Source organism: Pyxidicoccus caerfyrddinensis, from assembly GCF_010894405.1.
Lineage (GTDB): Bacteria > Myxococcota > Myxococcia > Myxococcales > Myxococcaceae > Myxococcus > Myxococcus caerfyrddinensis.
In genome coordinates, this window is record NZ_JAAIYA010000003.1 from 135304 (window position 1) to 161937 (window position 26634).

Annotated in this window: 22 protein-coding genes; 8 read left to right on the forward strand and 14 right to left on the reverse strand. The window is 70.3% G+C overall.

Annotated elements, in window-relative coordinates:
* Positions 1–127 precede the first annotated feature (127 nt).
* Both G4D86_RS07650 and G4D86_RS07655 read left to right on the forward strand, forming a co-directional pair.
* Complete coding sequence (locus G4D86_RS07650; RefSeq protein ID WP_163991100.1) at positions 128–955, forward strand: alpha/beta fold hydrolase; 828 nt, start codon at positions 128–130, stop codon at positions 953–955.
* Between the two features lie 135 nt (positions 956–1090).
* Positions 1091–1375: a DUF427 domain-containing protein gene (locus G4D86_RS07655; protein WP_163991102.1), complete on the forward strand. Its 285-nt coding sequence runs from the start codon at positions 1091–1093 to the stop codon at positions 1373–1375.
* Positions 1376–1379: 4 nt separating this feature from the next.
* Here G4D86_RS07655 and G4D86_RS07660 read toward each other — a convergent pair whose 3' ends face one another.
* Genes G4D86_RS07660 through G4D86_RS07675 form a run of 4 tightly spaced genes read right to left on the reverse strand, consistent with a single transcriptional unit; the run spans position 1380 to position 8881 of the window.
* Positions 1380–4274 (reverse strand): HEAT repeat domain-containing protein, encoded by a 2895-nt coding sequence (locus G4D86_RS07660; protein ID WP_163991104.1) that lies wholly within the window; start codon positions 4272–4274, stop codon positions 1380–1382.
* A complete protein-coding gene (locus G4D86_RS07665; protein ID WP_163991106.1) occupies positions 4267–5478 on the reverse strand; it encodes a VWA domain-containing protein in 1212 nt (403 codons plus the stop codon). The genes G4D86_RS07660 and G4D86_RS07665 overlap by 8 nt, the downstream gene beginning before the upstream one ends.
* Positions 5475–7796, reverse strand: a complete 2322-nt coding sequence (locus tag G4D86_RS07670; RefSeq protein WP_163991108.1) for a DUF5682 family protein — start codon at positions 7794–7796, stop codon at positions 5475–5477. Before G4D86_RS07670 ends, G4D86_RS07665 begins: the two co-directional genes overlap by 4 nt.
* A complete protein-coding gene (locus G4D86_RS07675; RefSeq protein ID WP_163991110.1) occupies positions 7796–8881 on the reverse strand; it encodes an ATP-binding protein in 1086 nt (361 codons plus the stop codon). Before G4D86_RS07675 ends, G4D86_RS07670 begins: the two co-directional genes overlap by 1 nt.
* A gap of 195 nt (positions 8882–9076) precedes the next feature.
* Between G4D86_RS07675 and G4D86_RS07680 the strand changes: the two genes are divergently transcribed.
* Both G4D86_RS07680 and G4D86_RS07685 read left to right on the forward strand, forming a co-directional pair.
* Complete coding sequence (locus G4D86_RS07680; protein ID WP_240360110.1) at positions 9077–9943, forward strand: hypothetical protein; 867 nt, start codon at positions 9077–9079, stop codon at positions 9941–9943.
* A 46-nt stretch (positions 9944–9989) separates the two neighbouring features.
* Entirely contained in the window at positions 9990–10511 is a 522-nt protein-coding gene (locus G4D86_RS07685; RefSeq protein ID WP_163991112.1) for a GNAT family N-acetyltransferase, read from the forward strand.
* 13 nt (positions 10512–10524) lie between these two features.
* Here the strand turns inward: G4D86_RS07685 and G4D86_RS07690 are convergent, their stop codons facing one another.
* Positions 10525–10875: a DUF3088 domain-containing protein gene (locus tag G4D86_RS07690; RefSeq protein ID WP_163991114.1), complete on the reverse strand. Its 351-nt coding sequence runs from the start codon at positions 10873–10875 to the stop codon at positions 10525–10527.
* A 60-nt stretch (positions 10876–10935) separates the two neighbouring features.
* The gene (locus G4D86_RS07695; protein ID WP_163991115.1) at positions 10936–11619 is read right to left on the reverse strand and encodes an alpha/beta fold hydrolase; all 684 of its coding nucleotides are present in this window, start codon (positions 11617–11619) and stop codon (positions 10936–10938) included.
* Positions 11620–11788: 169 nt separating this feature from the next.
* On the opposite strand from G4D86_RS07695, the gene G4D86_RS07700 reads away from it, so the two are divergent.
* Positions 11789–13741 (forward strand): DUF4185 domain-containing protein, encoded by a 1953-nt coding sequence (locus G4D86_RS07700; RefSeq protein WP_163991118.1) that lies wholly within the window; start codon positions 11789–11791, stop codon positions 13739–13741.
* A gap of 2 nt (positions 13742–13743) precedes the next feature.
* Here the strand turns inward: G4D86_RS07700 and G4D86_RS07705 are convergent, their stop codons facing one another.
* The gene (locus G4D86_RS07705) at positions 13744–15972 is read right to left on the reverse strand and encodes a hypothetical protein (protein WP_163991120.1); all 2229 of its coding nucleotides are present in this window, start codon (positions 15970–15972) and stop codon (positions 13744–13746) included.
* Positions 15969–16727, reverse strand: coding sequence for a hypothetical protein (locus tag G4D86_RS07710; protein ID WP_240360111.1), 759 nt, complete (start codon positions 16725–16727; stop codon positions 15969–15971). The genes G4D86_RS07705 and G4D86_RS07710 overlap by 4 nt, the downstream gene beginning before the upstream one ends.
* Before the next feature lie 281 nt (positions 16728–17008).
* On the opposite strand from G4D86_RS07710, the gene G4D86_RS07715 reads away from it, so the two are divergent.
* The gene (locus tag G4D86_RS07715; RefSeq protein ID WP_163991122.1) at positions 17009–17617 is read left to right on the forward strand and encodes a DUF6891 domain-containing protein; all 609 of its coding nucleotides are present in this window, start codon (positions 17009–17011) and stop codon (positions 17615–17617) included.
* A 1-nt stretch (position 17618) separates the two neighbouring features.
* On the opposite strand, the gene G4D86_RS07720 is transcribed toward G4D86_RS07715, so the two are convergent.
* Positions 17619–17948 carry a winged helix-turn-helix transcriptional regulator gene (locus G4D86_RS07720; RefSeq protein ID WP_240360112.1) on the reverse strand — a complete coding sequence of 110 codons (330 nt, stop codon included), beginning with the start codon at positions 17946–17948 and terminating at the stop codon, positions 17619–17621.
* An 86-nt stretch (positions 17949–18034) separates the two neighbouring features.
* Here G4D86_RS07720 and G4D86_RS07725 point away from each other — a divergent pair, with 86 nt between their 5' ends.
* A complete protein-coding gene (locus G4D86_RS07725; RefSeq protein ID WP_163991123.1) occupies positions 18035–18589 on the forward strand; it encodes a carboxymuconolactone decarboxylase family protein in 555 nt (184 codons plus the stop codon).
* A gap of 3 nt (positions 18590–18592) precedes the next feature.
* On the opposite strand, the gene G4D86_RS07730 is transcribed toward G4D86_RS07725, so the two are convergent.
* The gene (locus G4D86_RS07730) at positions 18593–19384 is read right to left on the reverse strand and encodes an ABC transporter ATP-binding protein (protein ID WP_163991134.1); all 792 of its coding nucleotides are present in this window, start codon (positions 19382–19384) and stop codon (positions 18593–18595) included.
* A gap of 245 nt (positions 19385–19629) precedes the next feature.
* On the opposite strand from G4D86_RS07730, the gene G4D86_RS07735 reads away from it, so the two are divergent.
* A complete protein-coding gene (locus G4D86_RS07735; RefSeq protein WP_163991136.1) occupies positions 19630–20643 on the forward strand; it encodes an ABC transporter ATP-binding protein in 1014 nt (337 codons plus the stop codon).
* Positions 20644–20657: 14 nt separating this feature from the next.
* On the opposite strand, the gene G4D86_RS07740 is transcribed toward G4D86_RS07735, so the two are convergent.
* Genes G4D86_RS07740 through G4D86_RS52070 form a run of 4 tightly spaced genes read right to left on the reverse strand, consistent with a single transcriptional unit; the run spans position 20658 to position 26454 of the window.
* Positions 20658–21566, reverse strand: a complete 909-nt coding sequence (locus tag G4D86_RS07740) for a CBASS cGAMP-activated phospholipase (protein WP_163991138.1) — start codon at positions 21564–21566, stop codon at positions 20658–20660.
* A complete protein-coding gene (locus G4D86_RS07745) occupies positions 21556–22419 on the reverse strand; it encodes a nucleotidyltransferase-like protein (RefSeq protein ID WP_163991139.1) in 864 nt (287 codons plus the stop codon). The genes G4D86_RS07740 and G4D86_RS07745 overlap by 11 nt, the downstream gene beginning before the upstream one ends.
* Positions 22400–24106, reverse strand: a complete 1707-nt coding sequence (locus G4D86_RS52640; RefSeq protein ID WP_240360113.1) for a methyltransferase — start codon at positions 24104–24106, stop codon at positions 22400–22402. Before G4D86_RS52640 ends, G4D86_RS07745 begins: the two co-directional genes overlap by 20 nt.
* The gene (locus G4D86_RS52070; protein ID WP_205519493.1) at positions 24103–26454 is read right to left on the reverse strand and encodes a glycosyltransferase; all 2352 of its coding nucleotides are present in this window, start codon (positions 26452–26454) and stop codon (positions 24103–24105) included. Before G4D86_RS52070 ends, G4D86_RS52640 begins: the two co-directional genes overlap by 4 nt.
* Positions 26455–26634 lie beyond the last annotated feature (180 nt).

The following is a 26634-nucleotide window of genomic DNA, read 5'->3' on the forward strand; positions in this document are numbered from 1 at the left end:
CCAGGCGCGGGGCTCTGGTAGCGCGTAGAGGGACGCGTTCGTCACCCGGATGACGTCCCGCGCCACTTCGGGGTGGGACACCGCGTCATGGCATGGCCTATCCTTCCGGGCGGGGAGGGAACCGCCAATGCCGATGCTGTCCGTCAATGGAACCGAGCTTCACTACGAGGACACGGGGGGCTCCGGGCCGCCCATCGTCTTCAGCCATGGGTTGCTGTGGAGCAGCCGTCTGTATGACCCGCAGGTGGACGCGCTGCGCGGCCGCTACCGCTGCATCGCGTATGACCACCGGGGGCAGGGCCGCAGCGCGGTGCCGCCGGAGAGCGTCATCGACATGGAGACGCTGTACCTGGATGCGATTGGCCTCATCGAGAAGCTCGGCGTGAAGCCGTGCCACTTCGTGGGCCTGTCCATGGGAGGCTTCATCGGCATGCGGCTGGCGGCGCGGAGGCCGGACCTGCTGCGCTCGCTGGTGCTGCTGGAGACGTCCGCCGACCCAGAGCCCCTGGGCAACGTGCCGCGCTACACGCTGCTCAACCTCATCGCCCGGCTCGCGGGCGTGCGGCCGGTGGCGGACCCGGTGATGCGCATCATGTTCGGCAAGGGCTTCCTGAGCGACCCGAACCGCGCCGAGGAGCGGGCCCTGTGGCGCGCGCGGCTGTTGGAGAACCGCAAGGACGTCTGGCGCGCCGTCAACGGCGTCATCAAGCGCCGCGCCGTGAGCGCCGAGCTTCCCAGCATCAAGGTGCCCACGCTCGTCGTCGTGGGCGAGGAGGACGTGGCCACCGTCCCCGCGAAGGCCGAGCGCCTCCACCAGCTCATCCCCGGCTCGCGCCTGGTGCGGCTGCCACGCGGGGGACACTCCGTCACCGTGGAGGAGCCCGCGCTCGTCAACGCCACCCTGGGCACCTTCCTCGACGCGCAGTCCGAGCAGTCCGCGGCGCAGGCGGGCTGAGCCAAAGCCCGCGGCACCCGCGTCCACGCGGGCCGTGGAGCACCTGACAGGACGTGCGGCGGGCGTGCTTCCGTGAGTGCGCCCCCGCGCGTTCGCCGTTATGCCCAACCTTCGAGCCTTGGAAGGAGCACCGTCATGCCAGTGGCGAAGTGGAACGGGGTGGTGATTGCGGAGAGCCCGCGCTGCGAGAAGGTGGAGGGCAACTGCTACTTCCCGGCCGAGGCCATCCGCCGCGAGTACTTCCGCCCGAGCGACACGCACACCGTCTGCCCGTGGAAGGGGACGGCGAGCTACTACGACGTCGTCGTCGACGGGCAGGTGAACAAGGACGCGGCCTGGTACTACCCGGAGCCGAAGGCCGCCGCGTCCAACATCACCGGCCACGTGGCCTTCTGGCGCGGAGTCACGGTGGAGGGCTGAGCGCCTACGCCTTCACCCCCAGCAGCTTCTTTGCCGTCCGGGACAGCGCCTTGTCCGCGGCCACCTCGGGCACGCCCAAGAGCACCTGGGCCACCGGCTTCCCGGCGCCGTGCGCGTTCTCCGCCGCGAGCTTGAGGTACACCGCGCACCGGGCGAGGAACTCCGGGTGCTCGCGCGAGGCCTTCACCCGGTTGAGCAGCTCCTCCGCCAGCGCGTCGGCGGGGAACTTCTCGAACAGGTTGCGCAGCGCCTGGCGCTCCACGGCTTCTGGTCGAATCTCCGCCAGCCGCACCGCGGGCCCCAGCATGGCGAGGCCGAACGTCTTCAGCGACTCGGACACCACGCCCGGCTTCCAGCCGTCCACGAAGGCCGCCAGCAGCGTCTCCGCGCCGCGCACGTCGCCCAGCACTCCCAGGGCATACGTCGCCGTCTTCGCCTCCTCGTCGTCCCCGCCGCGTGCCTCCACGCTGGCGACGTAGCGCTCCAGCACCTCCGCGTCCCCCAGCCACGCCAGGGCCATGGCCGCGCGGTTGCGCACCTCGCGCGCCGGGTCCCCGTACAGCACCTGCCGCAGCACCGGCCACGCCACCGTCAGCCCCACGCCCTCGAGCTGGTCCACCGCGCCCCGGCGGGCCTCCTTCGTCGGCTCCGTGAGCGCCCGCTGCGAGTACGCGTGGATGCGCTCGCGCCGCGTCTTCAGCAGCGCCGACATGGCCTCGGGGCCCGCCTCGCGCGCCCGCACGTCCTCCAGCACCTCGCGCGCGAACAGGCGCAGGCCCGCGTCGTGTCCCTTGCGCGTGAGCGCGTCCAGGAGCTGCCGCGCCTCGGTGCCGCCCAGCATGCCCAGCACGCGAATCGCCGTGCGGCGCACCATGCGGCTGTGGTGCTCGGCCAGGGCCGTCTTCGCCACCGCGAGCGCCTTGTCCCGCGAGCCCTGGGCCACCGCCCGCGCCACGAAGGCACTGGCCGCGCCGTCGCTCCAGGCCGGGTACAGCTCGCCCAGCAGCGCGTCCGGCTTCATGCTCGCGTAGAAGTGCGCCGCGTGGGCCGCCGCCTCGTAGCGGGTCAGCTCGCCGCGCGCGCGCTTCAGCAGCGCCTCGCCCGGAGGCAGCGGCACCTCGGGCCTGCGCACGTGGATGCTCGGGTGCGTGGGCACCGGCTGCAGCGCGCCGCCGTCCACCTGCACCGCGCCCGCCAGCCGCACCAGGGCGATGCCGAGCACCTGGTACACCTTGATGAAGTCGTCCAGCCGCTCCCCCGCGTCGGGCCTTCCGGCCAGCGCTTCCAGCAGCGCCGCCGGCTTCTCCAGCCCCAGCTCGCGCAGCCGCGCCACCAGCGGCTCCACCGCGCGCGTGGACAGCGCGGGCAGCCCGTTGGCGAACTTCTCCGCCAGTTCGTCCCGCACCTCCGCCAGGGCAATGGCCGCGCGCGACGCACCCGCCGCCCGCGCCGCGTCCGACCACCCGCTCCGGGGCACCGCCACCGGCGCCGCCGCCGGCTTCGAGCCGCCCCGACGGCGCGACGTGAAGGCCTCGCCCTCCAGCCTTCCCAGTCCGCGCAGCTCCAGCCCCTCCGGCGTCTCCACCACCACCGCGAGGGGGAACAGCGTGGGCAGCGCCGCCTCCAGGCCCACGTCTCCCAGCACCACCTTCAGCTTCGCGCCCTCCAGCGCCGCGGCCAGGGGCTCCTCCAGCGCCGCGTCCCCCGGGAGGAACAGGCCCCGGTCTCCCGAGTCCACCAGCTGCGAGCGCTGTCCGCTCGCCAGCAGCGTCTCCACCCGGAGCGTCACCGGCAGCAGGTCCGGCGCGAAGACGTCCTTGCGGTGCTCCTGGAAGGCCGCCAGCGCCGCGCCCACGTCCGGCAGCGCCACCTCCACCAGCCGTCGCAGCGCCGCGCCGTCCAGCGGCAGCTTCCGCGCCTCCGCGTCCAAATCCAGTCGGTGCGGCGCGAAGCCCGGATACTGGCCACCCTTCGCCTCTTCCAGCACCAGCCCCGCGTGGCTCTTCTTCGGCTCCACGCTCTTGAGGAACGCGGGGAGAATCTGCTTCTCCGCGTAGTGCTTCCCGGAGGCGAGGTCCACGAAGCGACTCTCACGCACGAGGAAGTTGTCCGGCGTGGTGCGCGTGGTGAAGGCGTACTCCACCAGCGTCAGGCCCTCCACCGGCGCGCGGTCCTTCTTCGTCCACGTCTTGCCAATCAGCTCCTCGACGTAGCGGTCCTCCAGCGCCTCGCCGCCCAGGTGCTTCTCCACCTTGCGCACGGTGAGCAGCATGTCCGCTACAAGGTCCGCGTAGACCGGCGCTTCGAAGGTGCCCGTGCGCGCTACCGCGAGGTCCAGGAGTCCCGCCACCTCCACCGTGCGCGCCGCCAGCCGGCGCAGGCCATTGGCCCGCAGCACCTCTCCGAGCTGGCGCACCTGCTCCGGCCGGTCCGCGCCCAGCGACACCACGCCCGACAGGCCCAGCTCCCGCACCAGCGTGGACACCTGCGCCACGCCTGCCTTCATCAAATCCGCGGTCTCCGCCTTGCCCTTCTTGACGCTCTTCTTCTTCGAGCCGTCCGAGCCACCGGCGGGCGCCGCGTCCGTGGTGACGAAGGCCTCCGGCGCCCGGGCCCACGCCACCAGCAGCGCCGCCGCGTGCTTGCAGAAGGGCCGCGAGCGCGCCGCCATGCACGAGCAGCGCCCCTTCACCTCGCGCCCGTCGCCGAACACCAGCGAGACCTTGTACGGCGACGCCCCCGAGCCCAGCGCGTCCGCGAAGAGCCGGTTCTCGTACCGGGACAGGTTGGAGAGCTGCTTGCCGTCGAAGAGCTGCGCGCCCTTCGTCAGCTCCGCCCGGTCGCTGATGATTTCCGTCAGCGCCCCGAGTCCCCCCGTCAGCTTCCGCACCTCAGCCATGGCGCGCCTCCTTGTCGGCCGACACGAGCGGCCCCAGATCCTGGTTGCGCATCACCCGCTCCACCACGTCCACCAGCTTGCGCGGCGTACAGCCGAAGCACGGAATGCCCAGCGCGGTGAGCTTCTCCGCCATCGCATGGTCGTACGAGGGCTTGCCCCCGTCCGACAGCGCCAGCAGGCACAGCACCTTCGCCCGCGAGTCCACGAGCTGCCGCAGCCGTGCCACCAATTCCTCGGCGTTGCCGCCCTCGTACAAATCCGTAATCAGGATGAAGAGCGTCTTCTCCGGCCGCTGCACGTGGTTGGCCTGCGCGTACGCCACCGCGCGGTTGATGTCCGTGCCACCGCCGAGCTGCGCCGTGAAGAGCACCTCCACCGGGTCCGCCAGCATGGGCGTCATGTCCACCACCTCGGTGTCGAACAGGACGAGGCTGGTGCGCAGCACGTCCAGCGACGCGAAGATGGCCGCCATCACCGAGCTGTAGACGACGCTCTCCGCCATGGAGCCGGACTGGTCCACCACCAGCGTCACGTCCCACTCGTGGTGCCGCCGCTGGTTGGGCCAGAAGTAGAAGCGCTCCGGAATCAGCCGCTTGCGCTCCGCGTCCCAGCCCTTCAGGTTCTGCCGAATCGTGCGCTTCCAGTCCATGTTGCGCGCAATCGGCAGTGGGCTCGTCCTGTCCCGCTTCAGCGCTCCGAACACGGCCGTGCGGACGGACGCCTCCAGCTTCCTACGCAGGTCATCAACGACTTCGCGGACGATTTGACGGGCGATGTCCTTCGCCTGGTCCGGAATCAGCCCGCGCGCGCTGACGAGCGTCGTCACGAGCTCCACGTTCTTGTCCAGGAAGGGCAGCGTCTCCGGCTCGAAGAGGAGCTGCGTCAGCCCCTTCTTCTCAATCGCATCCTTCTGGACGAGCGCAATCACGTCGTCGCGGAAGAAGCCTCGCAGCGCGCCCAGCCACTTGGGGATGTACGGCCGCGAGCCCGACGTGTTCGCGTTCCGCTCGCCGTAGACGAAGGAGAGCGCGTCATCCAATTCCTCCAGGTCCGACTCGCCCACGCCCACCGCGCCCGCGCCGCCGGCCAGTCCTCGCAGCGAGGGGCACGAGCCCGTCTTCTCCGCCGCCGGGCCCAGCGCCAGCCGCCAGCGCAGGAGCGCATCCCGGTCCTTCTCCGATAGGTCCTTGGGGTCCACGCTCATAGCAGGTCGTCCAGGTCATCGAGCGCCTTGCCCAGCTCCGCGCTCATGTCCTTGAGCTTCTCCTTGTCCTTCTCCTCGAGGACGACCTTCACCGCCTGCCCCTTCGTCCCGAGCTGTCGCAGCGCCACCACGTTCTCCATCAGGTAGCGGCGCTCCGTGGGACCCAGCGCGCCCAGTGCTCTTCTCAATACCGGCAGGGTCTGACGGAAGCGCTCGGCCTCCACGCTGGTGAGGAAGTCATCCAACGCCTTCACCACCTCGCGGCTCTTCACCAGCACCAGCGCGTTCACCTGGAGGAAGCCCTCCAGGTACGCCGCGCCCGCCTCCGGCTCCACCGCCAGCGACAGCCGCCGCCCCACCTCCAGCGCCACGTCCGACTCTGCCAGCTCCTGCGCGAGGTACAGCAGCCCCGTGGCCAGTCCCGACGTCGACGGATGCACGGCGTGGCTCTCCATCAGCCCGCGCGCCTCCGCCAGCCACCCGGCCTTGTCCGCGCGAGGCTGCGCCAGCGCCACCTCGTGCAGCGTGCGCAGCGCCTCCAGCACCGGGCCCACTGCGTCCGGCGCGCAGGCACTGGCCTCGCGCACCCGCAGCAGCGCTCGGCCGAAGGTCTTCTCGCACAGCACCGCCACCGCCTCGTCGCCCACGTCGGCGTGCGCCCGGGACGTGCCGTACGCCACCAGCCCGGACAGGGCCCGCGCGGCGGAGGCAAGCGACGGTAGATCCGAGTCCGTGGCCGCGTGCGCATCACAGGCCCGCAGGGCCGCCGCCACCGTCTGCGAGCAGCCGGTAATCACCGACTCCAGCAGCACGTCCGCCGCGTCGGCGGTGGACTTCGCCTCGGTCAGCCGCTCCTGGAGGATGCGCGTCGTCACCGCCTCCAGCGTGTCGCCGAGGACAATCTTCTCCACCAGCGCCACGTCCGTGGACGGCGTCCACTGCGCCTGCCAGGACTCACGCACGCGGGTGAGCGCGGCATAGCCCCCGGCCTCCGCCGGCGGTGCCCCCCGCTGCTGCCCCGCACCCTGGAGCGCCGCGTACGGAATCCCCGCCACGCGCAGCCGGTGCAGGAAGACGGAGGAGCCCACCTCCACGTCGTTGTTCAACCGCAGGGAGAACGTCTCCGGGCTGTCCGAGCGCGGCAGGCGGCGAGCGTCCACCTCGCGCCAGAACTCAGCCTGGAGCGAGTTCTGCCCAATGCGGCTCGCCACCCGTCCCACCTGGTGGCCGATGACGCTCTTCCACAGGAAGCCGTCCACGTGCGTCGCGTCCCCGCGGCACAGCGTGGCCACCGTGGCCTCGCGCAGTTCGTCCAGGCCCGGCGCGCTCTTCTCCCTCATGTCCGCCAGCGTCAACGCCAGCCGGTACGCCTCCAGCACGTCCGACAGCGACGCGGTGAAGCCGCGCGTGCGCAGGTGCCCCGCGAAGTCGATGAGCACCTCCAGCGTCGCGCGCCGGAAGTCGCACTTCGCCTCGTGGGCCTTCTGGTAGAACTGCGGCGCCCGGTTGCCCGCGCCATACCCGAGCTGCTCCGCGAGCCGGGGGAAGCTGTACGGAATCACCGTCACCGCGCAGGGCACGCCCTTGGGCAGCTTCGCCTCCAGCGCCGCGTCCACGTCGCCGGCAATGAAGGCCGCCACGTGCGCGGCGCCCGCCACCACCGCCACCTTCTCCGGCGGTACACCGCTGGCCACCACCTCCAGCACCTTGCGCGCCATGAAGGCATCGCGCCAGCGGTGGTAGTCATTCCGCGGGCCCGCGTTCAGCACGTCCGCCCAGGCCAGCAGCACCGGCCGGAAGCCCTCGGGCGTCCAGTCAGGCGCCTCGAACATCGCCTCCCACAACTCCTCGAAGGAGCGGTAGCCGCGCTCCTTCGCGAAGCGCTCCGAGATGGGCTCCTCGGGCTCATGGGTGACGGAGGTGGCGGCGGACTCCGTCTCGACGCCGGGCTCGGCGCCGGGCTCCTCGCTGTCCTCGCGGTCCACCTCCAGGCTGACGCCGACGGGGATGTCGATGAACTCCGCGCGGGCCTTGTTCGCCTTCGCCCAGCGCAGCGCCGCGTACTCGGGCGAGTACTCCGCGAAGGGCCACAGCGCCGAGCGCGGCGTGCCGTCCGTCCGGTAGCCCAGAATCGCCACCGGCGGCTTCGTCGCCTCGTCGCACAGCACGTCCACGAGGCCCGTCGCGTCACACGGACCTTCCACCAGGATGACTTCCGGCCGGACACGTTCCAGCCACCGGCCCAGCACCGCCGTGGTGCGCGGCGAGTGGTGGCGCACCGGGAACAGGTGCACCCGGGAGAGCAGGGCGAGGTCCATCAGCCCCTCAAGAGCTTCTTGCTCGCGGTGTACAGCTCCTTCCACGCGCCCGTGCGGCTCTTGGCCACCGTCTCCATGTACTCGCGCAGGGCCTTCACGTCGTCCTCCTGCTCCTTCACCACCGCGCCCACCAGCGACGCCGCCAGCTCGTGCGGCGTCACCTTCCCGCCGCCGAACTGCTCCGCGAGGATGGAGCTGTTGAACAGCACACTGATGGCCTCCGCCGTGGACAGCACCGCGCCCGGCGTGCGCACCTTCGTCTTCCCGTCCTTCGTCACGCCCTTGCGCAGCTCCTGGAAGAGCGTCAGCAGCAGCCGCGACAGCTCCTCCGGCGGGGGCACGCCGACCTGGTAGTCATTGCGCAGCTCGGCCTCGCGCTTGGTGACGATTTGAATCTCCTGCTCCAGGTCCTCCACCACCGGCACGGTGACGAAGTTGAAGCGGCGCTTGAGCGCGGCGCTCATCTCGTTCACCCCGCGGTCTCGCGTATTCGCGGTGGCGATGAGGTTGAAGCCCCGCTGCGCGCTCACCACGTCGCCCAGCTCCGGAATGGAGACCTGCTTCTCCGAGAGGATGGAGATGAGCGCGTCCTGGATCTCCGGCGACGTGCGCGTCACTTCCTCGAAGCGGGCGAACTTGCCCGTCTTCATCGCGCGCAGCACGGGGGAGGGGACCAGCGCTTCCGGTGACGGGCCCTGCGCCAGCAGCAGCGCGTAGTTCCATGAGTACTTGAGGTGGTCCTCGCTGGTGCCCGCCGTGCCCTGGACGATGAGGGCGGAGGTGCCGCTGACGGCCGCGGAGAGGTGCTCGGACAGCCAGCTCTTCGCGGTGCCCGGCTCGCCCACCAGCATCAGCGCGCGGTCGGAGGCGAGCGTGGCGATGCACACCTGGATGAGCCCCTTGTCACCGACGTACTTGGGCGTGATGGACACGCCTCCGACGGGCTTGGGGCTCCCGAGGATGTACATCTCCACCGCGCGCGGCGACAGCGCCCAACCCGGTGGGCGGGGCTTGTCGTCGTGGGCGGCGAGGGCTTCGAGCTCGGTCTTGTACTTCGCTTCGGCGGGCAGGCGGATGTCCGGCATGCGGAGAAAGCTATCCCCACGGTCTGACACGCGGCAATCCGTGGGGTGGCTTCTTGGGTGGGACTCGGGACAACCCGTGAGGTGACGTCACGGGTGGGCACCCTCGCGCGTCACGGCTTCCGTCAGGACTCCGGAAACCGCGCCGTCAGCCGCTGCCCCGCTGAAGGATGTGAACCCCATCGAAGGAGGTCGTCCTTGCCCCTCGTCATGGCGCAGTTCTACGTGCTCCGTCCCACGCAGGCGCTGCTCGAGTGGTTGGCGCAACGGGATGTTCCCCAGTGGATGCGGCTGGACCAGCCCCATGTCTGGAGCCAGCTGGGCGTTGGAGACCATGACTACGTGGGCCAGGAGGAGAACGCGCAGACCTTCCTCAAGCTCGCCGTCCTCGCCAACTTCCAGGATGACCTGGAGCGCGCCACGCATTCCCCCATTGGCATCATGGCCGACCACGAAGCGGTGAGGCGGCGGGTGCTCCCGGAGCTGCTCGGGCCACCGCCGCTGACGGTGGAGGTCTTCGACCGCTGGTGGCTCCTGGAGAGCGCGGTGGGACTACACGGCGTCGAGTCCACCATCGCCCATACGCCCGTCCCCACGCTGCGCAAGGTGCGCGGCCCGGAGAAGCTCAGTCCCACGGTGCAGGCCCAACTGGCGTTCACCGGGAGGCGCGTCCGTCCGGTCGGTGAGTGGTGGGAGGACGCCATCCGCGACCGCGAGGAACATGCGCCCTGCCTCCAAGCCGCCGTGAGCTGGGTGCTGGAGCGCCTGGCGGAGAAGACGCCCCACCGTGTCTGCGCGCTCCGAACCCTGCCCTTCTCGCTCGATGCGCGCGTCGAGGACGTCCTCCACGTTCCGGGATGGACGCTGCGCAATCGCGGCCATGACCTCCGCGAGGGCATCCGGCTCACCCTCGAGGACTTCGAGCCGTACTCCGAGGACGTGTGGTCCTTCACGTACCGCGTCTTCGCGGGAGAGCGGCGGGCCGTGCTGAAGGGCACTGCGTCCCTCCGGCTCGAGAAGAAACAGGACGGCTGGACGGTCCGCTCCGGCACTGTCGACCCTTGAAGAATCACCGTGGCGCACGGGCGTCCGGCCGCGCAGATTACCCACCATGATTCAGACCTACCCGCGCACGACGACCACCGAGCGGCTGCTGCTCCGCCCCTTTCGTGAGAGCGAAGTGGAGGTCATCCTCGCCCTCCACGGGGACCCGGAGACGAACCGGTTCAATCCCAACGGGCCCATGCGCACCCTGCACGACGCGCGCGAGCGGCTGGCGCTGTGGCTGGGCGACTGGTCCCAGCAGGGCGTGGGGTACTGGGCGGTGGAGCGGCTCGAGGCCCCTGGCGTCGTCGTGGGCGTCGGTGGCCTGCGCCACAAGGAGCTCCAGGGGCAGACGGTGCTGAACCTCGCCTACCGCTTCGCTCCCGAGGCGTGGGGCTCGGGGTTCGCGACGGAGGTGTCCCGCGTTGCCCTGGAGCAGGCGCGCGAGCACATCCCCGACATCCCCGTGGTGGCCATCATCAATCAGTTGAATGCGCCGTCCATCCGCGTGGCGGAGCGGCTCGGGATGCGGCTGGACCGGGACATCGACTACGACGGCATGCCGAGCCGGGTGTACATGTCCCGGTGAGACTCACCGTGCTTCACGGGTGCGGCGAGGCGATGCCGAAGCGCGCCGCGAGCCACCGGGCGATGGCCTCCTTGCCGGAGATGAACCGTCGCCCCTCGAAGGAGCCCGTCGCGCAGCCGTGGTCATTCGAGCCCTCGCCGAGCACCAGCAGCGGGAGCCACTGGTTGTGCTCGCCCACCAGCTCCACCACCGCGGTGCGAGGCCGGGGCCAGGGGATGCGGCGCACGTCCAGCGCGCTCGCGGCCTGCGGGTAGTAGCTCAGCACGCCCTCCAGCTGCGCGCAGTGCTCGCAGTAGAAGCGCACGCCGGGATATGCCGGGTCCTCGAAGCCGGGAGACAACAGAAACAAGGTGTCGGATGGCATGGTCACCGAGCTAAGCCTCGTTCAGTCCGGGAGCCAGGGCAAATCGACCTCGGGCACCCCTCAATGAACAGCGAGCAGCCGCCGCACCGCCGCCGCGATGGCGTCCGGACGGTCCCTGGGAATGTGATGGCCCGTCCGCTCGACGACCTCGAGTTCGCCGGGTGTGCCGCCGACGACGAGCTTGCTTTGCGAGGCCAGGTTCTCCTCCCAGCCCGGCTCGCCACGGTGGTCCGCGACGAGCGCGAGCACCGGCACGCCGTGCGGAAGCTCCACGTCCATCGCTTCGCGGAAGCTGCGGACCCAGTCGATGTGCTGCGTCTCCGACACCGGCCAGGCCTGCGCCGGGTCGAATTGGTCCTGAGTCACGGAGTCGACGAACACGGCGCCGGCCAGTGACTCGGGCGCGGCGGCCGAGGCCATGCGCACCACGAGCCCGCCATAGGAGTGCCCCACGAGCACCCAGCGCTTCGCCTGTCCCTTCAAGGCATCGAGCAGCAGCCGCGTGTCGTTCCCGGCGGTGCGAGGCCATGAGCGCGGTGGCTCCCACGCGCACGTCCTCACCTCCGGGTTCAGGGCCGCGCGCACCGTGTCCCAGTCCGCCGCGCCCCGCGACGCGCCCGGGATGAAGACCACCGCGAGCTCCCCCGCGTTGCGACAGTCGAGCTTCCCCATGTCGGCGGCGGGAGCGGGGCGAACCGTGGAGCATGCGGAGAGCAGCAGCAGGGCGGGGAGCAATCGGCGCATCGGGTGAGTCTATGGGTTCATTCCCGCCCGTTTGTGAACGGACAGCTCGCGCCGCGCGCGCTGTGCCCGGAGAGGGCTCTCGATGTTGGTTCTGGTATGTCTCGGAAGACATGAATTCCTGTTCTGGGCTCCAGGTTGAACCGACATGCCCGAGAGGCGGACACGAGCGATGAGACGTACGACGCGCTGGAAGTGGACCCTGCTGCTGCTCGCCTTCACGGGGAGCGCTCACGCGGTGACGCCGACGGGCGTGACGAAGGTGTCGCGCGTCACCGGGGCGACGCCGGCCGGAGAGACGATTCCGAATCCCAACCAGACGCATACCAACTACGAGGTGTACGGGACGGACCTTGGCATCATCTGGGACAAGGGCGGCGGTGAGGTCTTCCTGGCGTTCGGCGACACGTTCGGCGCGGGGTGGTGCGGCAACGGAGGCTGTGGTGGCGGCTGGCGCAGCAACGTGCTCGCACGGTCCTCCGATACGACGCTGTCGAACGGACTCACGTTCACCACGATGATTCAGGACCAAGCGCGGCACGCGAAGGAAATCCTCCCGTCGAAGAAGGTGAACAACGACGAGATGACGGTCATCCCCACGGCCGGCGTCACCGTGGGCTCGCGGCACTACCTCCACTACATGTCCGTGAATCACTGGGGTGAGGCGGGGCTCTGGTACACGAACTACTCGGGCATCGCGTACTCGGACGACAACGGGCAGAACTGGGTGAAGCACCCGAGCGCGCGCTGGGTGAACAACGCCTCGTGGACGAACAACTTCCAGATGGCCGCCTTCGTGAAGAATGGCGGGTTCGTCTACATGTACGCGACGCCGAACGGCCGCCGCGGCAACGTGCACCTGGCGCGCGTGCCCGAGGGCTCGCTGCTGGATATCAACGCGTATCGCTACTGGGATGGGAATGGCTGGTCCGCATCCCAGGCGGCGGCTCGGCCGGTCGCCATCGGCATCGCGAGCGAGTTGTCCGTTTCGTACAACGCGGCGCTCGGCCGGTTCCTGATGACGTACCTGAACGAGCACCGGCAGGCCGTCGTCCTCCGCGACGCCGGCACGCCCACGGGTCCGTGGAGCGGCGAGAAGGTGCTCGCCAGTGGCAGTGCGTTCCCCGGGCTCTACAACGCGTTCATTCATCCATGGGGGAACACGGCGACGGAGCTGTACTTCGTCATGTCGCAGTGGACGCCGTACAACACGTTCCTGATGCGGGCGACGCTGGTGGGCGACTCGGAAGGGGACAACCTGCTCTCCGAGCCGGGCTTCGAGACGCAGGCGGCGACGCCGGTGATGGCACCCTGGTGGCTGGAGGGCGGCGGCGGCGTGGACCGCAACGTGGGCGGCGCGCGGACGGGACAGGACAACGGTTTCGTGCGCGCCAGCAGCGGGTGGAATGCGCTGAAGCAGAGCGTGGTGGTGCAGCCGTACACGGACTACACGCTGCGGGGCTGGGTGCGCACGTCCGCGAACAACACGACGGGGTACTTCGGGGTTCGGGGACCGGGCAACGGGCCCATCCTGGGAGAGCGGCCCTTCGGCTCGCTGCCGGGCTACACGGAGCAGGTCGTGAGCTTCAACTCCGGAGCGAGCTCCGTGGTGGAGGTGTACAGCGGCCTGTGGGCGAGCGGGGACACGTGGCTGCAGCTCGATGACGTGAGCCTGCGCCGGGGTGCGAACCTCGTTGGCCACGCGGGCTTCGAGCAGCAGACGGCCGCGAGCGCGACGTCACCCTGGTACTCGGAGGGCAACGCGGGCATCGACCGGGGCGCCGGGTTCGCGCGGACGGGCGCGAACAACGCGTGGGCGCGGAACACGGAGGGGTGGAACGCCCTCAAGCAGGAGGTCGGCGTGACGCCGAACACGAGCTACACGCTCACCGGCTGGGTGAAGACGGCCGGGGCGCACACCGATGGCTACTTCGGCGCGCGCGTGCTCGGCGGTGGACCCATCTTGAATGAGGTCCATTTCACGCAGCCGCTGGGCAGCTACACGCAGCTGACGGTGACGTTCAACTCGGGAGCGAACCACAGCGTGGAGCTGTTCGCGGGGATGTGGGGCCACGGCACGGATACCTGGATTCAGGTGGATGACGTGAGCCTGATGCGGAACTGAGCTCAGTACACGCGGGTGGCCTTCTTCGCCCAGGGGCTCTTCTTGTAGTGCTCGTGCAGGTAGCGGAAGGCCTCCTTGGCTTCCGCCGTGCCCTGGCGGCAGCCGCGCCGGCTGGCCCTCACGACGCGGAAGAGCGCCTTGGGCGAGCGCGGGTCCTCGGGATGCGCCTTCGCCCAGTCGAGCGCCACGCGCGCGAAGTACGGCACCGAGTCCCCCGCGTCGATGAGCGCCTTCCACTCGGCGGCGGAGGTCTTCTGCTCCGCCTCGCTCGCGAAGGGGAAGGGCTGCACGGGCTCGCCCGCCTTGGGCGCGCACCACCAGTTCGTTCCGGACACGTCCAGCGTCAGGTCGAACTTCGGGTCATCGGTCGCCAGCCGGGACACCCAGGGCCCCAGCCGCGCCGACACCGCGGGCAGCCCCATGAGCAACACCTGCGCCTCGAAGCGGCGCTCCTCGGGCGTCGGCTTCCCGTCGATGGCGAGCAGCTCCGCCTTCGCCGCGGGCTCCTTCGCGGCGAGCGACTTCGCCGTGGCCCGCATCGTCTCGTCGTCGCCCACCACGGTGGCGCGGGCGAAGGCCGTCCAGCCCGCCCACCGGCGCAGGGCCGGGGACAGGGCGTCGCTCGCCGCCAGTTCGGCCATCCGCCGCGCAGTCAGCCGGGGCTCCAGGATGGGAAGGACCTCCTCACCGAAGGACACCGGCCGCGCATCGGGTGGTGCGTCCACCGCGTCGCTGTAGCTCTCCATGGACTGGATGCCGGCGAGCCGGCGCGTCGAGTTGCGGAACAGCTCCTCCCAGCTCCGCGCCGTCGCGAAGCGCTCCTCGCGCAGCAGGTTGTCCGCGGACACCTGGTCTCGCGTCAGCTCCAGCGGCACCGTCGCGAGCCGCGCCTGTGCCCCCTTCACGTCCCCCTGCTCGCGCAGCAGGTGCGCGGAGCGGTACGCCAGCGTCACCCCGGCCGGTGAGGCGACAGGCACCTTCGCCGCGTCCGCCAGCAGTGTCGCCAGTCCAGCGGAGTCCGGCCACGCCTTGAGCAGTGCGGTGACGAGCCACGGCACGTGCGCCGTCTTCTTCCATCGGGCCACGGCCGTGTCGTACGCCTGGAGGCGCACGTCCACCTCGGACTGCCCGGGCTCCGTGATTCCCCGCGTGGCGGTGAGCCACTCGGACAGCTCCGCCGCGGGAGCGGGGAGCCCCGTGCAGCGCTCCGCCCGCCACCCCACCAGGTCCAGGTCGCCCAGCTCCGCGCCGAGCGACGAGCCCGTGCCCGGCTGGAGCACGCGCGAGAGCAGCTCGCAGCCCCAGCTCTCCGGCCGCAGGCGGATGCGCACGAGGCTCTGCAAGCGCCGCGCGGGCCCGTGCACCTGCGCCCACTTCGGCGCGGCGAGCACCTTTTCGAGGACCTTGTCCGCCTCGGTGAGCCGCGCGACGAACTCGGGGTCCGTGGGCGGTTGACCGAGGAAGGAAGTCTCCTTGCGCCCGAAGAGCGCCTGGCGCACGCGGCTGCGCGCCACGAGGTACGCACCGAGTGCCTGGTACGGCGAGTCCGCCGACTGGGAGATGCCCTGGAAGGCCTCGGCCGCGTTGTCATAGGCGCCGCAATAGAAAGCTGCGGCGGCCTGCTGGTAGTCGTGCTCGGCCTTGCGGCGGGCCTTCTCGGCGGGCTTCAGGCCTTCGTCGAGCTTCGGCTCCAACTCCTGCACCGCGCCGCACGAGCCGAAGACGGCGACCTGGTTGCGCACCCACTCCTCCACCAGCGCCGGGTGCTCCTTCCACTCGCGCGCGAGCGAGCGCGCGGTGTCCGCGGCCTTCAGGAAGGCATCGCCCTGGATGCGCGCGTACTGGGAGTAGTCGGCTTCCACCACGGCCTGCGGCGCGGAGGCCGGCAGCGAGGGCGCCACCTCCGTCCGGGCGGCGAGCCAGCGCTTCAGCTCGTCCTCACCGGTGAGGGACACGTCGCCCTGCTTGCGCGACCACATGTCCACGAGGTGCCGCTGCTCGTCCGCCGTGGTGGGCACGCCCATCATCGAGCGGTACGCATAGGCGAGGTACATGTGCCGGTACTTCTCGCGCAGCACGCCCAGGCGCCCTGCGGCGAAGGACGTGAAGGGCCGGTCGGGATGGGTGCGGTGGACCTGGATGGGCGAACCGTCGTCGGTGGCACAGGCCTCCGCGGAGGACGGTGGCACGAGGAGCGCGAGGCCGAGCACGGCCGGGAGCAGAGTCTTCATGGCTTCATTCCCGCCACCGCGCGCGTGAACGCCTCGGGCGTCCACGGGCGGGGGCTGAAGAGGTAGAGGGTGGAGACGCCGGGAGGCACGGGCTGCCACTCGTCGAGCGCGAGGCCCACGCTGCCTTTGCACGGCAGCGGAAGCCCACGTGCGAAGCGGGCGCGGAAGGCGGGTGCCTCGGCGCCCATGCGGAAGAGCTGGGGCACCACCTCGTCCACCGGCGCGCGTGTGAGCCAGCTTCCCGCGACGCACCAGGAGGCCAGCCCGGTGATGGACAGGGGCAGGGCCGCGGGCAGCAGCCGGCGCGTCTCCTGGAGCAGCGCGACGTAGGCGTCCTGCTCCGACTCACGCGCGTCGAAGTCGAGCTGCAGCGCCGTCACGTCGGGACGGTGCGCGAGGGTGGCGAGGCGCTCGGCCAGGCTGCGAAGGCGCTCGGGTGGAAAGTCCGCGAGCGAAGTCCCCGGATGCATCTCCAGTCGCACGGTGGCCTTGAGCGAGACTCCCGGTGGAAGGCGCAGCGGCTGGCGGCGCGGGTGCACGAGCACGTCCGTTCCGGTCAGCTCCAGCGTCGCCAGCAGGAAGGCCACGTCTGCGGCCTGGCCCGCGAGGAAGCGCAGGTCCTCCGGCCGCTCCCAGGCCCAGAGGACGACGCGCGGAGGCTCGGCGGCGGGCGTGCAGGCCAGGAGGGTGCACAGCAGCAGTGCGGCCCGGTGGCCATGACGTGGCGTGGCGGCCTCGGAGTCCTCCGGGCGCATGGCGGTTGTCGGGCCACACCCGGCGAGGGCTCGGGTCGCTCGGCGCGGGATGGTGGCCTCGGGCGGTGGGGGACGCGCTGGGAACATGGGGGTGGATGCCGGACGCCGCGTTGATGGTGGGTGCTTCGGCCGTACGGGACATTCTGCAATGCCGGCGCCAGGGATTCATCGCCGGGGCGAGTCATTGCTCCCCGGGGTATGCGCATCCCGGCCTCGCGGTGCGGGTCCGGACAGCGGCGCAGACGCGCCCGGACACGGGCGCCCGGAATAGAGTTCCGCGCATGAGCGACGATGATTCCCGGAAGCACCTGTTCGCCCGCGTCGAGTGTGCGGTGCGCGGCGGCTTCGAGGACGAGGAAGAGCTCCTCGAGAGCCTGGAGCAGTGGGTGGAGGACGAGCTGGGCGAGGGCAGCAGCGCGCTGTACGAGCAGCTGGAGGCCCACGCCCGGAAGCTGCTCCAGGAGCAGCGCGTCCGGGAGGCGGGCTGGAGCGAGCCGACGTTGAATGACGCCATCGACAGCGCCTTCGACGAGCTGAACCAGCGCGGCATCGTCGCGCTGGAGAACGCGGGCTATACGATGTCCGACGGCTGGTCCGACGTGAATGAGATCGCCAACTACCAGGACACTCCGCCGCGCGGGGCCGTCTTCTACCACGGGCAGGACTTGGAGCGCGGCGTCGCGGGCCGGGGACTGATGCTGGCCTTCGGTGCCTACGAGAGCAACCCCGCGAAGCACGCGGAGGCGAGCCTCGCCATCGGCCGCGAGGTGTGTGAGGTGCTCGGGCGCCATGGGGTGAAGACGGAGTGGAACGGCTCCGTCGAGGAGCGCATCCAGATTCCCCCCTTCGAGTGGCGCAAGCGCCGCTGGACCGAGCTGGCCCGGGCGTAGCTCAGCCGCGCTTCGCCCAGCGCTCCGCCCAGTCGACCAGCGGGAGGAAGCGCTCCAGCAGCTCCCGTCCCAGCGGGGTGAGCACGTAGCCCTCGGCCTCGTCGAGCGTCACCAGGTCGCTGTCGCGCAGCTCCTTGAGGCGCGTGTTGAGGACCGAGGGGCTCACGTCGCCACAGGCCTCGCGCAGGGCGCGGAAGGTGAGGGCGTCCCCCCGCAGCTCCCAGACGATGCGCAGGGCCCACCGCCGGCCGAGCAGGTCCAGCAGCACCATGACCGGCCGGCCGGTGCGGGAGCCTCGGGCGGCGGAGCCGGGTCTGGGCGTTCGTGCCACGGTGTCTCCCTTGCGCTACGGAAAACGTAGCGTTAGAAGGATGGTGCTACGGAAAACGTAGCATCCCGAAGACGAGGAGGCGAGACATGAACGGGGCCCGAATCGCGCCCATGGAGCCGCCGTACTCCGAGGCCGTCACCGCCGCGCTCGCGCGCATCATGCCGGAGGGGGTGCCGCCCCTCGTGCTCTTCCGCACGCTGGCGAAGAATGAGCGTGTCTTCAGCCGGCTGATGGCGGGCGGGCTGCTGGACAAGGGCAGCGTGAGTCTGCGCGAGCGGGAGCTGGTCATCGACCGCACCTGCTGGCGCTGCGGCTCCGAGTACGAGTGGGGCGTCCACGTGGCCTTCTTCGGCGAGCGCGTGCGCCTGACGCCCGAAGAGGTCCGCGGCCTGTGCACGGAAGACGTGGAGGCCACGCCCTTCAGCCCTCGCGAGCGGCTGCTGCTGCGGCTCTGTGACGCGCTGCACGCGAGCGCCACCGTGTCGGACGCGCTCTGGACGGAGCTGGCGCGCGAGTGGAGCGAGCCGCAGCTGTTGGAGCTGCTCGTGCTGGCGGGCTACTACCACGCCATCTCGTTCGTCACGAACGCGCTGCGCCTGCCGCTGGAGTCCTTCGCCGCGCGCTTCCCCGGCCCGTCGTGACGCTCAGGCCTGGGACTTGCTCTTCGCGCGGCGCTGCAGCCAGTTCTTGATGAAGGCCTTCACCTCGGGGTGCTGGGACTCGCGGAACTTGTCCGGGGGGCCGTACTCGACGATGAGGCCCTCGTGCATGAGGGCGAGGGCGTCGGCCATGCCGAAGGCGGACGCCACGTCCGGCGTAATCACCAGCGAGGTGGCGCCGAGCTGCTGCTTGCCCGTGAAGATGATTTCGTTGACGGCGGCGGTGGTGAGCGGGTCCAGACCGGCCGTGGGGTCGTCGTAGAGGAGGATTTTCGGCTGGAGGATGGTGGCGCGCGCGAAGCCCACGCGCTTCTGCATGCCGCCGGACAGCTCGCCCGGGAAGCGCGTGGTGGCGTGCGACAGGCCCACCTTGGCCAGCGTCTTGTCCACCGTCTCCTTGATTTCCGCCTCGGACATCTTCGTGCGCTCGCGCAGCGGGAACGCCACGTTGTCGTAGACGTTGAGCGAGTCGAAGAGGGCGTTGGCCTGGAAGAGGATGCCCTGCTTGCGGCGCATGTTGTTCAGCGCCGTCTCGTCCATCTGCGCCAGGTCCTGGCCCTCCACCAGCACCGCGCCCTTGTCCGGCTTGAGCAGGCCCATGATGTGCTTCATCAGCACCGTCTTGCCGGAGCCGGAGACACCCATCAGCACGCAGGTGGTGCCCTCGGGGACGACGAGGCTGACGCCTCGCAGGGCCTCGGTGGCGCCGAAGGACTTGTGGATGTCCCGGACCTCGATGGCCGGGGGACGCGCCGGCTCACTGCTCGTGTCGCTCATTGCCGCTCCACCATAGTGCGCGGGGCGTCCCTCCGCTGCCTCAATCCCTTCGCTCACGGGAGGGCGTACCCCGGGTGCGCGGCGTCTCCCTGGGGGCCTGATGTCCGCGGGTGCACGACGGCGTGACGGAGTGCTTGCCGTGCAGGCAGGGGAAGGGATGCTCCGAGCCATGCGGAGGGTGGACTCGTCGAGACGGTGTGGCGCGCGGTGGGCCCGGGGTCCGGGCGGCGGGGAGGTCTAGCCGCGTGGCGACGGTGTCCCTGCAGGACGTGCGCAAGGTGTACCGGGGCGGGGTGGCCGCGGTGAAGGGCGTGACGCTGGACATCGCGGACGGCGAGTTCGTGTCGCTGGTGGGGCCGTCGGGCTGCGGCAAGTCCACGACGTTGAACCTCATCGCCGGGCTGGAGGAGCTGTCGGGCGGGACGCTGCGCATCGACGGCGCGGTGGTGAATGGGATGTCACCGCGCGAGCGGGACATCGCCATGGTGTTCCAGAGCTACGCGCTCTATCCGCACATGGACGTGGCGAAGAACCTGGCCTTCCCGCTGGAGGTGGCGGGGCTGGGGCGCGCGGACATCGACGCACGGGTGCGCGAGGTGGCGTCGACGCTGGGACTGGAGACGCTGCTGGCGCGACGGCCGAAGGAGCTGTCGGGTGGGCAGCGGCAGCGCGTGGCGCTGGGGCGCGCGCTGGTGCGCAGGCCGAAGGTGTTCCTGTTCGACGAGCCGCTGTCCAACCTGGACGCGGCGCTGCGCGCGCAGATGCGCGGTGAAATCAAGAAGCTGCACGAGCAGCTCAAGGCGACGTTCATCTACGTCACGCATGACCAGGCCGAGGCGATGACGCTGTCGGACCGGGTGGTGGTGATGCACCAGGGCGAGGTGCAGCAGGTGGCGCCGCCGCGAGAGCTGTATGACGCGCCGGCGAACCTGTTCGTGGCGGGCTTCTTCGGCTCGCCGCGAATCAACCTGGTGAAGCCGGGCACGCTGGGCCGGCCGGACGTGGACGTGGTGCTGGGGCTGCGCCCCGAGCACCTGGAGGTGGGGCAGGGCGCGGCACCCTCGGGAGCGCTGGAGGGCCGCGTGTACCTGGTGGAGCCGATGGGCGCGGAGAGCTGGGTGACGGTGGAGGTGGCCGGCGAGCGCATGGTGGCGCGCGCGGCCGGAGACTTCCGTGTGCCCACCGGGAGTCCCGTGTGGCTGCGCTACGACGCGGCGAGGCTGCGGCGGTTCGATGCGAAGTCGGGCCGGGCGGTGTGAGCGGAGAAGTCGCCTCATTCCCTTGCGAGGAACAATCGCTCCACGTCCCGAAGGTGCCGCATGCCCGCCTCGCGCCCGAGGTGCTCCAGGGTGCCTGCTTCCCGGAGGTCATCCAGGGCGATGTCGCCGGGAAGAGGTTCGTCGATGCGGAGGTATCGCTCCGGACCAATCAGCAGACGAGCCTGCTCGTGGGCGGCATCTGCCTGGGCGGCGAGGACGACCTCGATGACATCAGGCGCCCAGCGAAGCCGTCCTCGATTGCGGATGTCCTGGTAGCGGAAGTGTCGCTTCCGTCTTCCGGTGCCTATCGAGAGGAGCCTCGTGGATGGAAAGTCCGCTCCCAGGTAGCGCCGTGCCTCGATGAGCCCCACCACTGAGGGATTGTTCGCCCACAGCCCTCCATCCAGGTATGTGCCGAGCCCTTCAATCTGGACGGCTGGCAGGTACGTGGGGGCGGCCGCGCTCGCCAGCGCCACCTCCCACATCTTCTTCCCGCCTTCCCGAAGGTCTGGATGGTGGTTGTCCTTCCACACCCGGGTTCGCCCTGTCAGCGCTTCGAGCGTGGGAATGGCAATGGGGACGCAGGCGTCGTTCAGCGTCTTCTCCTGGAACGTCCGCTGGAGCCAGTGAATCAGCTGGGTATTGTCATGGGCCGTCCTGAACAGTCGTGAGAACCAGCCGCGGCCCCGGCCGAAGATGAGGGGACCTGCCGTCTTGTATGCCTCCAGCGCCTCCTTCGCCGACATGCCAGAGGCCAGTGCGAGGGCGATGATGGCTCCCGTCGACGTGCCCGTGAGCAGCCGCAGGTGCTTCACGATTCGGATCTGGAGGTGCTCCTCGACATAGGCGAGGCAGGCGGCGGTGAGGATGCCGCGGATGCCACCTCCGTCGAGCGCCAAGATGGTTCGGGGACTAGCATCCATTGAAGGCCGCCCTCCAGGCTGAGCGCGCCCGTTCCCTGTCAGGCGCTTGCAGCGCCCGCTCCGCGTGGGGAATCGCCGTCGCCAGCTTGCCGAGGAACTCGCCGAACGAGGTGGCGTCCCACTCGTCGGGAGTCAGGAGGTTGCCCTCGCCCGCGATGCGGGACAGGGAGCCCTGGGCACGCGGATACCGCTCGACGATTCGCTTCGCCACCGTCATGAAGTCGATGACGGGGTCGCCGGAGAAGGTGTCGTTGGGCAGTTGGTAGAGCAGCGATTCGACGTAGTACGAGGGCGCGACCTTCCTCGTGCCGAACTGGCACGTCTTCCACTTCTTGAACAACCGGACTGCCTGTTTGAAGCCTCCGTTCGTGGCCTGGCTCTTCAGGCGCCCGCGCTCCTGGTGGCCATGGGGCCAGTTCTTCTTCTGCCTGCCCGTCCTGAACGAATAGATGGCGATGGGGTCCCCGGCAGGGTCGCTCCCGAGCGCGATGGCCGGGACGATATCGACGCGCACGCCCGGCGTATTCAGCCGGATGCACTTGTCCTCCCGCTTCCATGGGCCGAGGGGAGCAAGCTTCGCTCCGACCTCCCGGAAGAGGCTGCTCCACTGCTCCGCACCGAGGGACGCGGAGCCCGCGCCGCCGAGGCCCCGCCGTACGGCGACGATGTCGACGTCATTCATGTCCGCCCGGGCCGTGTCGTTGCTGTAGGAGCCCTGGAGGAAGGTCACGTAGTCCCTGTCCCCCAGTTGCGCGCGGACCTTCTGGTGGTGGGCGATCGCCTGAGCTCGCACCGCCTCCGAAGGCCCGCGGGCATAGGCCAGGACGAACTCATTATCCAACGCGCGAGTCATTTGCGGCCTCCTTTCCATGCTGGCTGACGCCCGTGCTGAGCAAGGCCCTCGTTCCGTAGGGCACGCGCTGCAAGGGGGCATCAAGACCCGCCAGTTCGAACAACTTCCGGAACTCCGCCCCGGTGCGCTCGCGGCCTCCGGTCGTCACGAGCATGTGCAAGTCGAGCAGGCCGCCGCTCACGCCTTCGAGGAGCATCTCGATGACATGGACTCGACCTCCTGGCCGTAGCGCTTCGCGAGCACGGTGCAGAATGCGCAGCGCATCCGCGTCATCCCAGTCATGCAGCACACGGGCCAGGATGACCGCATCGGCCTGGACACTCCACGGGGCGAAGAAGTCCCCTGGGAGCACCGTGAGCCGCTCACGCAGGTCCGGTGGCACCTCCACGCTTCGCGCCACCTCCGGCCGCTCCAGCAGCACTCCCTGGAGCTCCGGTCTCCGCCGCAGCAGCTCACACAGCAACGTCCCCGAACCTCCACCCGCATCGAGCACCACCCCTCGGGTGAGCTCCGGCAGGTACTCCGCGAGGTCCGTGTAGTCGTGCCGTGCATACGTGGCCATCGCGCGGTGGTAGCTCGCGACGCGCTCCGGGGCCTTCGCCAGCGCCTCGAAGAAGCGAGGCGGCTCCCAGCGCGTGTCCTGGCGCAGCGCCGCGGGTAGCTCCTCCCAGAGCCCGTAGCAGTCCCGGCCCCAGTGGAGCGCGGCATCGTGCAGGCTCATCGGGTGCGCGGGAGTGAGCAGGGCACCACGCCGGGTCACCTTCCAGGTGTCACCCTCCCGCTCGACGAGCCCCACCTCTCCCAGGGCACGCAGCAGGCGCGCGCAGCGGTCCGGGCGCAGTGCACGTTGCTCGGCCACGTGGGCCACCGTGGCGGGAAGCACTTCCAGGATGCGCAGCTCCGCCGCCGCGCACAGCGTCTGCGTCCTCCAGAAGCCCACCATCTCCCCGGACAGCCCCTCCAGCTCCGTCCGTGAGGGCGGCCGGAGTTCGCACACCGTTTCTCCACGCTCGTCGATGACGGCCAGCGCGCCGTCCTCGCGCTCCACTCGCGACTGGCCGTTGTAGAAGGGCTCCACCGCCGCGAAGCGGTGCGGATACAGCGGGGCCCCGTCCCGGTCTACGTGGTGCCAGCCACGCGCGTCTCTCGCCCGCGCGTAGCCCTTGTGGAACACGTCCAGGTCCAGGAACCGCCGGGCATTCAGCGGGCGCCCGTCCCGGTCAATGTGCAGGTGAAGGCCGGAGCCCTCCTGCACCACCGCGCTGCCCTCCCGGTAGTCTCCGGCGTACGCGTACCGCTCGCCGTACACCGCGCTCCCCTCCCGGTCGATGTGGAAGTAGCGCCCGTCCGTGCCGCGCACGGTGCAGCGCCCATCCTGGAAGTTCCCGCACCACGCGTGCCGCACACCCGCCAGCGCCGAGCCATCCGGGCGCACGTGGAACGCTCCGTCCTCCGACTCCACGGCGGCCAGTGCCTCGTAGAAGCCGAAGGTCCGCCGGAAGCGGCGCGAGTAGGCGGCACGCCCCGCCGTGTCGATGTGGAAGGCGCCTGATGCGTCCAGCGCCGCCGCCAGCCCGGGTGCGTGGAAGGAGAGCACCTCCGTGAAGCGCTCCGAGTACAGGGGTGCTCCGTCCAGCAGGTGGTGCGTCCGGTCCAGCGCAACCCGCGTCTTCGCCCAGTCGCTCATCGCGCCACCTCCGCGGGCTGGCGCATGTTGCAGCCCTTGCACAGCGGGTGCTCGGGGTACGTCTCCCGCAGCCGCAGGTACTTCTCTCCGTTCCACACCTCCTGGATGCCCACGTGGTTCAGGTCGCCGAACTCGCCGAGCGTCCGCCGCTCCTTGTCCGGCGCGCAGCACGGGTCGAAGCGCCCGAGCGCGCTCACCCAGGCCTCCTTCCCGAGGAACGGGCACCTCGCACCGGGAGCCAGGTCCGCCACGGCCTCCTCCCCGAGCACATGGATGTTCTCCATCAATACCGTGCGCCCGTCCGGCAGGGGATGCGCCGCCGCCGCCTCGCGCGCCTCGCGGACGGCCGCGTTCCAGCGGGCGATGGACTCGGGGCTCCGGCGCATGGACAGCGGCTGTATCTGCTCGAAGTGCGCCCACAGGTGGTGGCCCTTCACCCGGTCCACGCCGAGGCTCGCGGCCAGCCGCACGATGTCCGCGAGCTCCGCCACGTTCGACTCCAGGAAGGTGAGCTGGAGCGTCACGCGGCATCGGTGGCCGCCCGCGTGGGCGTGCGCATCCCGCTCGGAGATGAAGGTGCGCACGTTCTCCAGCACCCGCTCCCACCGCGTGCCGAGCATCACCGCTTCCTGGGTCTGCTTCGTCGCTCCGTTCCAGGAAATCTTCACGTCGGAGGTGATGGGCACCAGCCGCCGGGCCCACTCGCGCGCGCCCCTCCGGGGGAAGGTGCCGTTGGTGGTGAGGTTCATCAGCACGCCGTGCTCCATGCACAGGTCGATGATGTCGTCGAAGTGGGCGTAGAGCAGCGGCTCGCCCATGGTGGAGGGGATGATTTCGCGCAGCGGCGTGTCGCGGCTGTCCTCCATCACCCGACGCAGCAGTGAGAGGGGCATCCGCCGCTTCGGCACTCCGGCGGCTTCGCGCTCGCGCTGCGTGTGGCTGTAGGGCGAGTGCTCCTCGCACATGATGCACTTGAGGTTGCAGTCGTCCGGGTTGGTGTCGAAGGTGATGCGCCATGGCCCCGGGCGCGTGGGCTGCCGGGCCTCGCGCCTGCTCCGGATGACCTGGGCGTAGAGCGCCTCCACCTGCTGCACGTGCTCCGCCATGCCGGGGACGTCGCCGCTCACCGACTGGACGTAGCCGCGAGCCCCGAGGCGCGCCGCGAGCCCGGGCTCGTCCACCAGCTGCTGCATGGCTCGTGCGAGCGACCCGGGCTCCCGGTGCGTGAAGAGCAGTCCATTCACTCCGTCCTGGACGTACTCGCGCATGCCGCCCGCGTCGGCGGTGATGACGGGGACGCGGGCCTGGAGCGCCTCATGGATGACGAGCGGCGAGTTCTCCGCCCAGACCGACGGCACCACGATGGCGTCCACGTGGTCGAACACGTCGCGGACGATGTCCATGTTGCGGTACTCGGGGCGCCACTCGACGCGGGCGGCGGCGTCTCCGGGGAGGGCGCGGGCCATGGCCTGGAGTGCCTCCGTGTCCGCGCCGCGAGGGCGGCCCCAGATGCGCAGCCTCGCCTGGCCCTTCACCTGGCCGAAGGCCTGGAGGAGGTGGTGGATGCCCTTCGCGGGGATGTGCGTGCCGATGTAGCCGAGGACGGGCTCCGGCTCGGCCTGGCGCTGCCGGCCGCGCAGGCGCGCGAGGTCGAAGCCGTAGTCGAGGTACAGCAGCTTCGAGGCGGGCAGGCCGAAGTCATCGCGGAAGCGCTCGAGCAGGTAGCGCGAGGGGGCAATGAAGAGGTCCACCCGCTCGGCCATCCGCCTCACGTGCTCCATGCGGCGGCGCACCCAGCCCTGCCAGTGGGCGATGTCCTCCTCCCGCTCCTCGGGAGCGCCGGAGAAGTAGCGCGCGTAGCAGCGCTCGGCGCACTTGCGGTCCTCCTGTCCACCGCAGGCGGCCCAGAGGTTGTTCGGGTCCTCCGGGTGCATCTGCATGAACTGGCCACGCGGGCACATCAGCCAGTAGTCGTGGAGGGTGAAGACGATGGGGAGCTGACGGGACGAGGCCACCTCGAGGAGCGACGTGGAGAGGTGGTTGAGATGGCCCACGTGGACGACGTGCGGCTGGAACGCGTCGACGACCTCCGCGAAGCGCTGGTCCACGCCTTCGTGGCGGTAGCGGTCCCGGCTGTTGGGGAGGTTGACGAGGTGCAACTGGACGCGAGGGTCGTCCGGGTCCGACTCGCGCCGCAGGGTGTAGTCCGGCGCGAAGGAGTCCTCCTGCCGGGTGAAGACCTGGACCTGATGGCGTCCGGAGAGCGCCTGGGACAGGGCCTGGGTGTAGACCTCGGACCCGGCGTTGAACCGCATCGGGTAGCCGTGGATGACCTGAAGGATTCGCATGGATGCAGGTGTCCTGTTCCGGCCGCGTGCGAGTCGCGCCGGGATGAGAGGTAGAGCGAGCCGTGTGCGGCTTCACGCCTGGCAGGCGCATCTCGTGGCAGTGCAGCGGTTGCCAATCCGAGAGGGCGCGAAGCCGTCAGGGCTCTGTTGCTAATTCATGCGAGGGAATGAAGGGCCGCC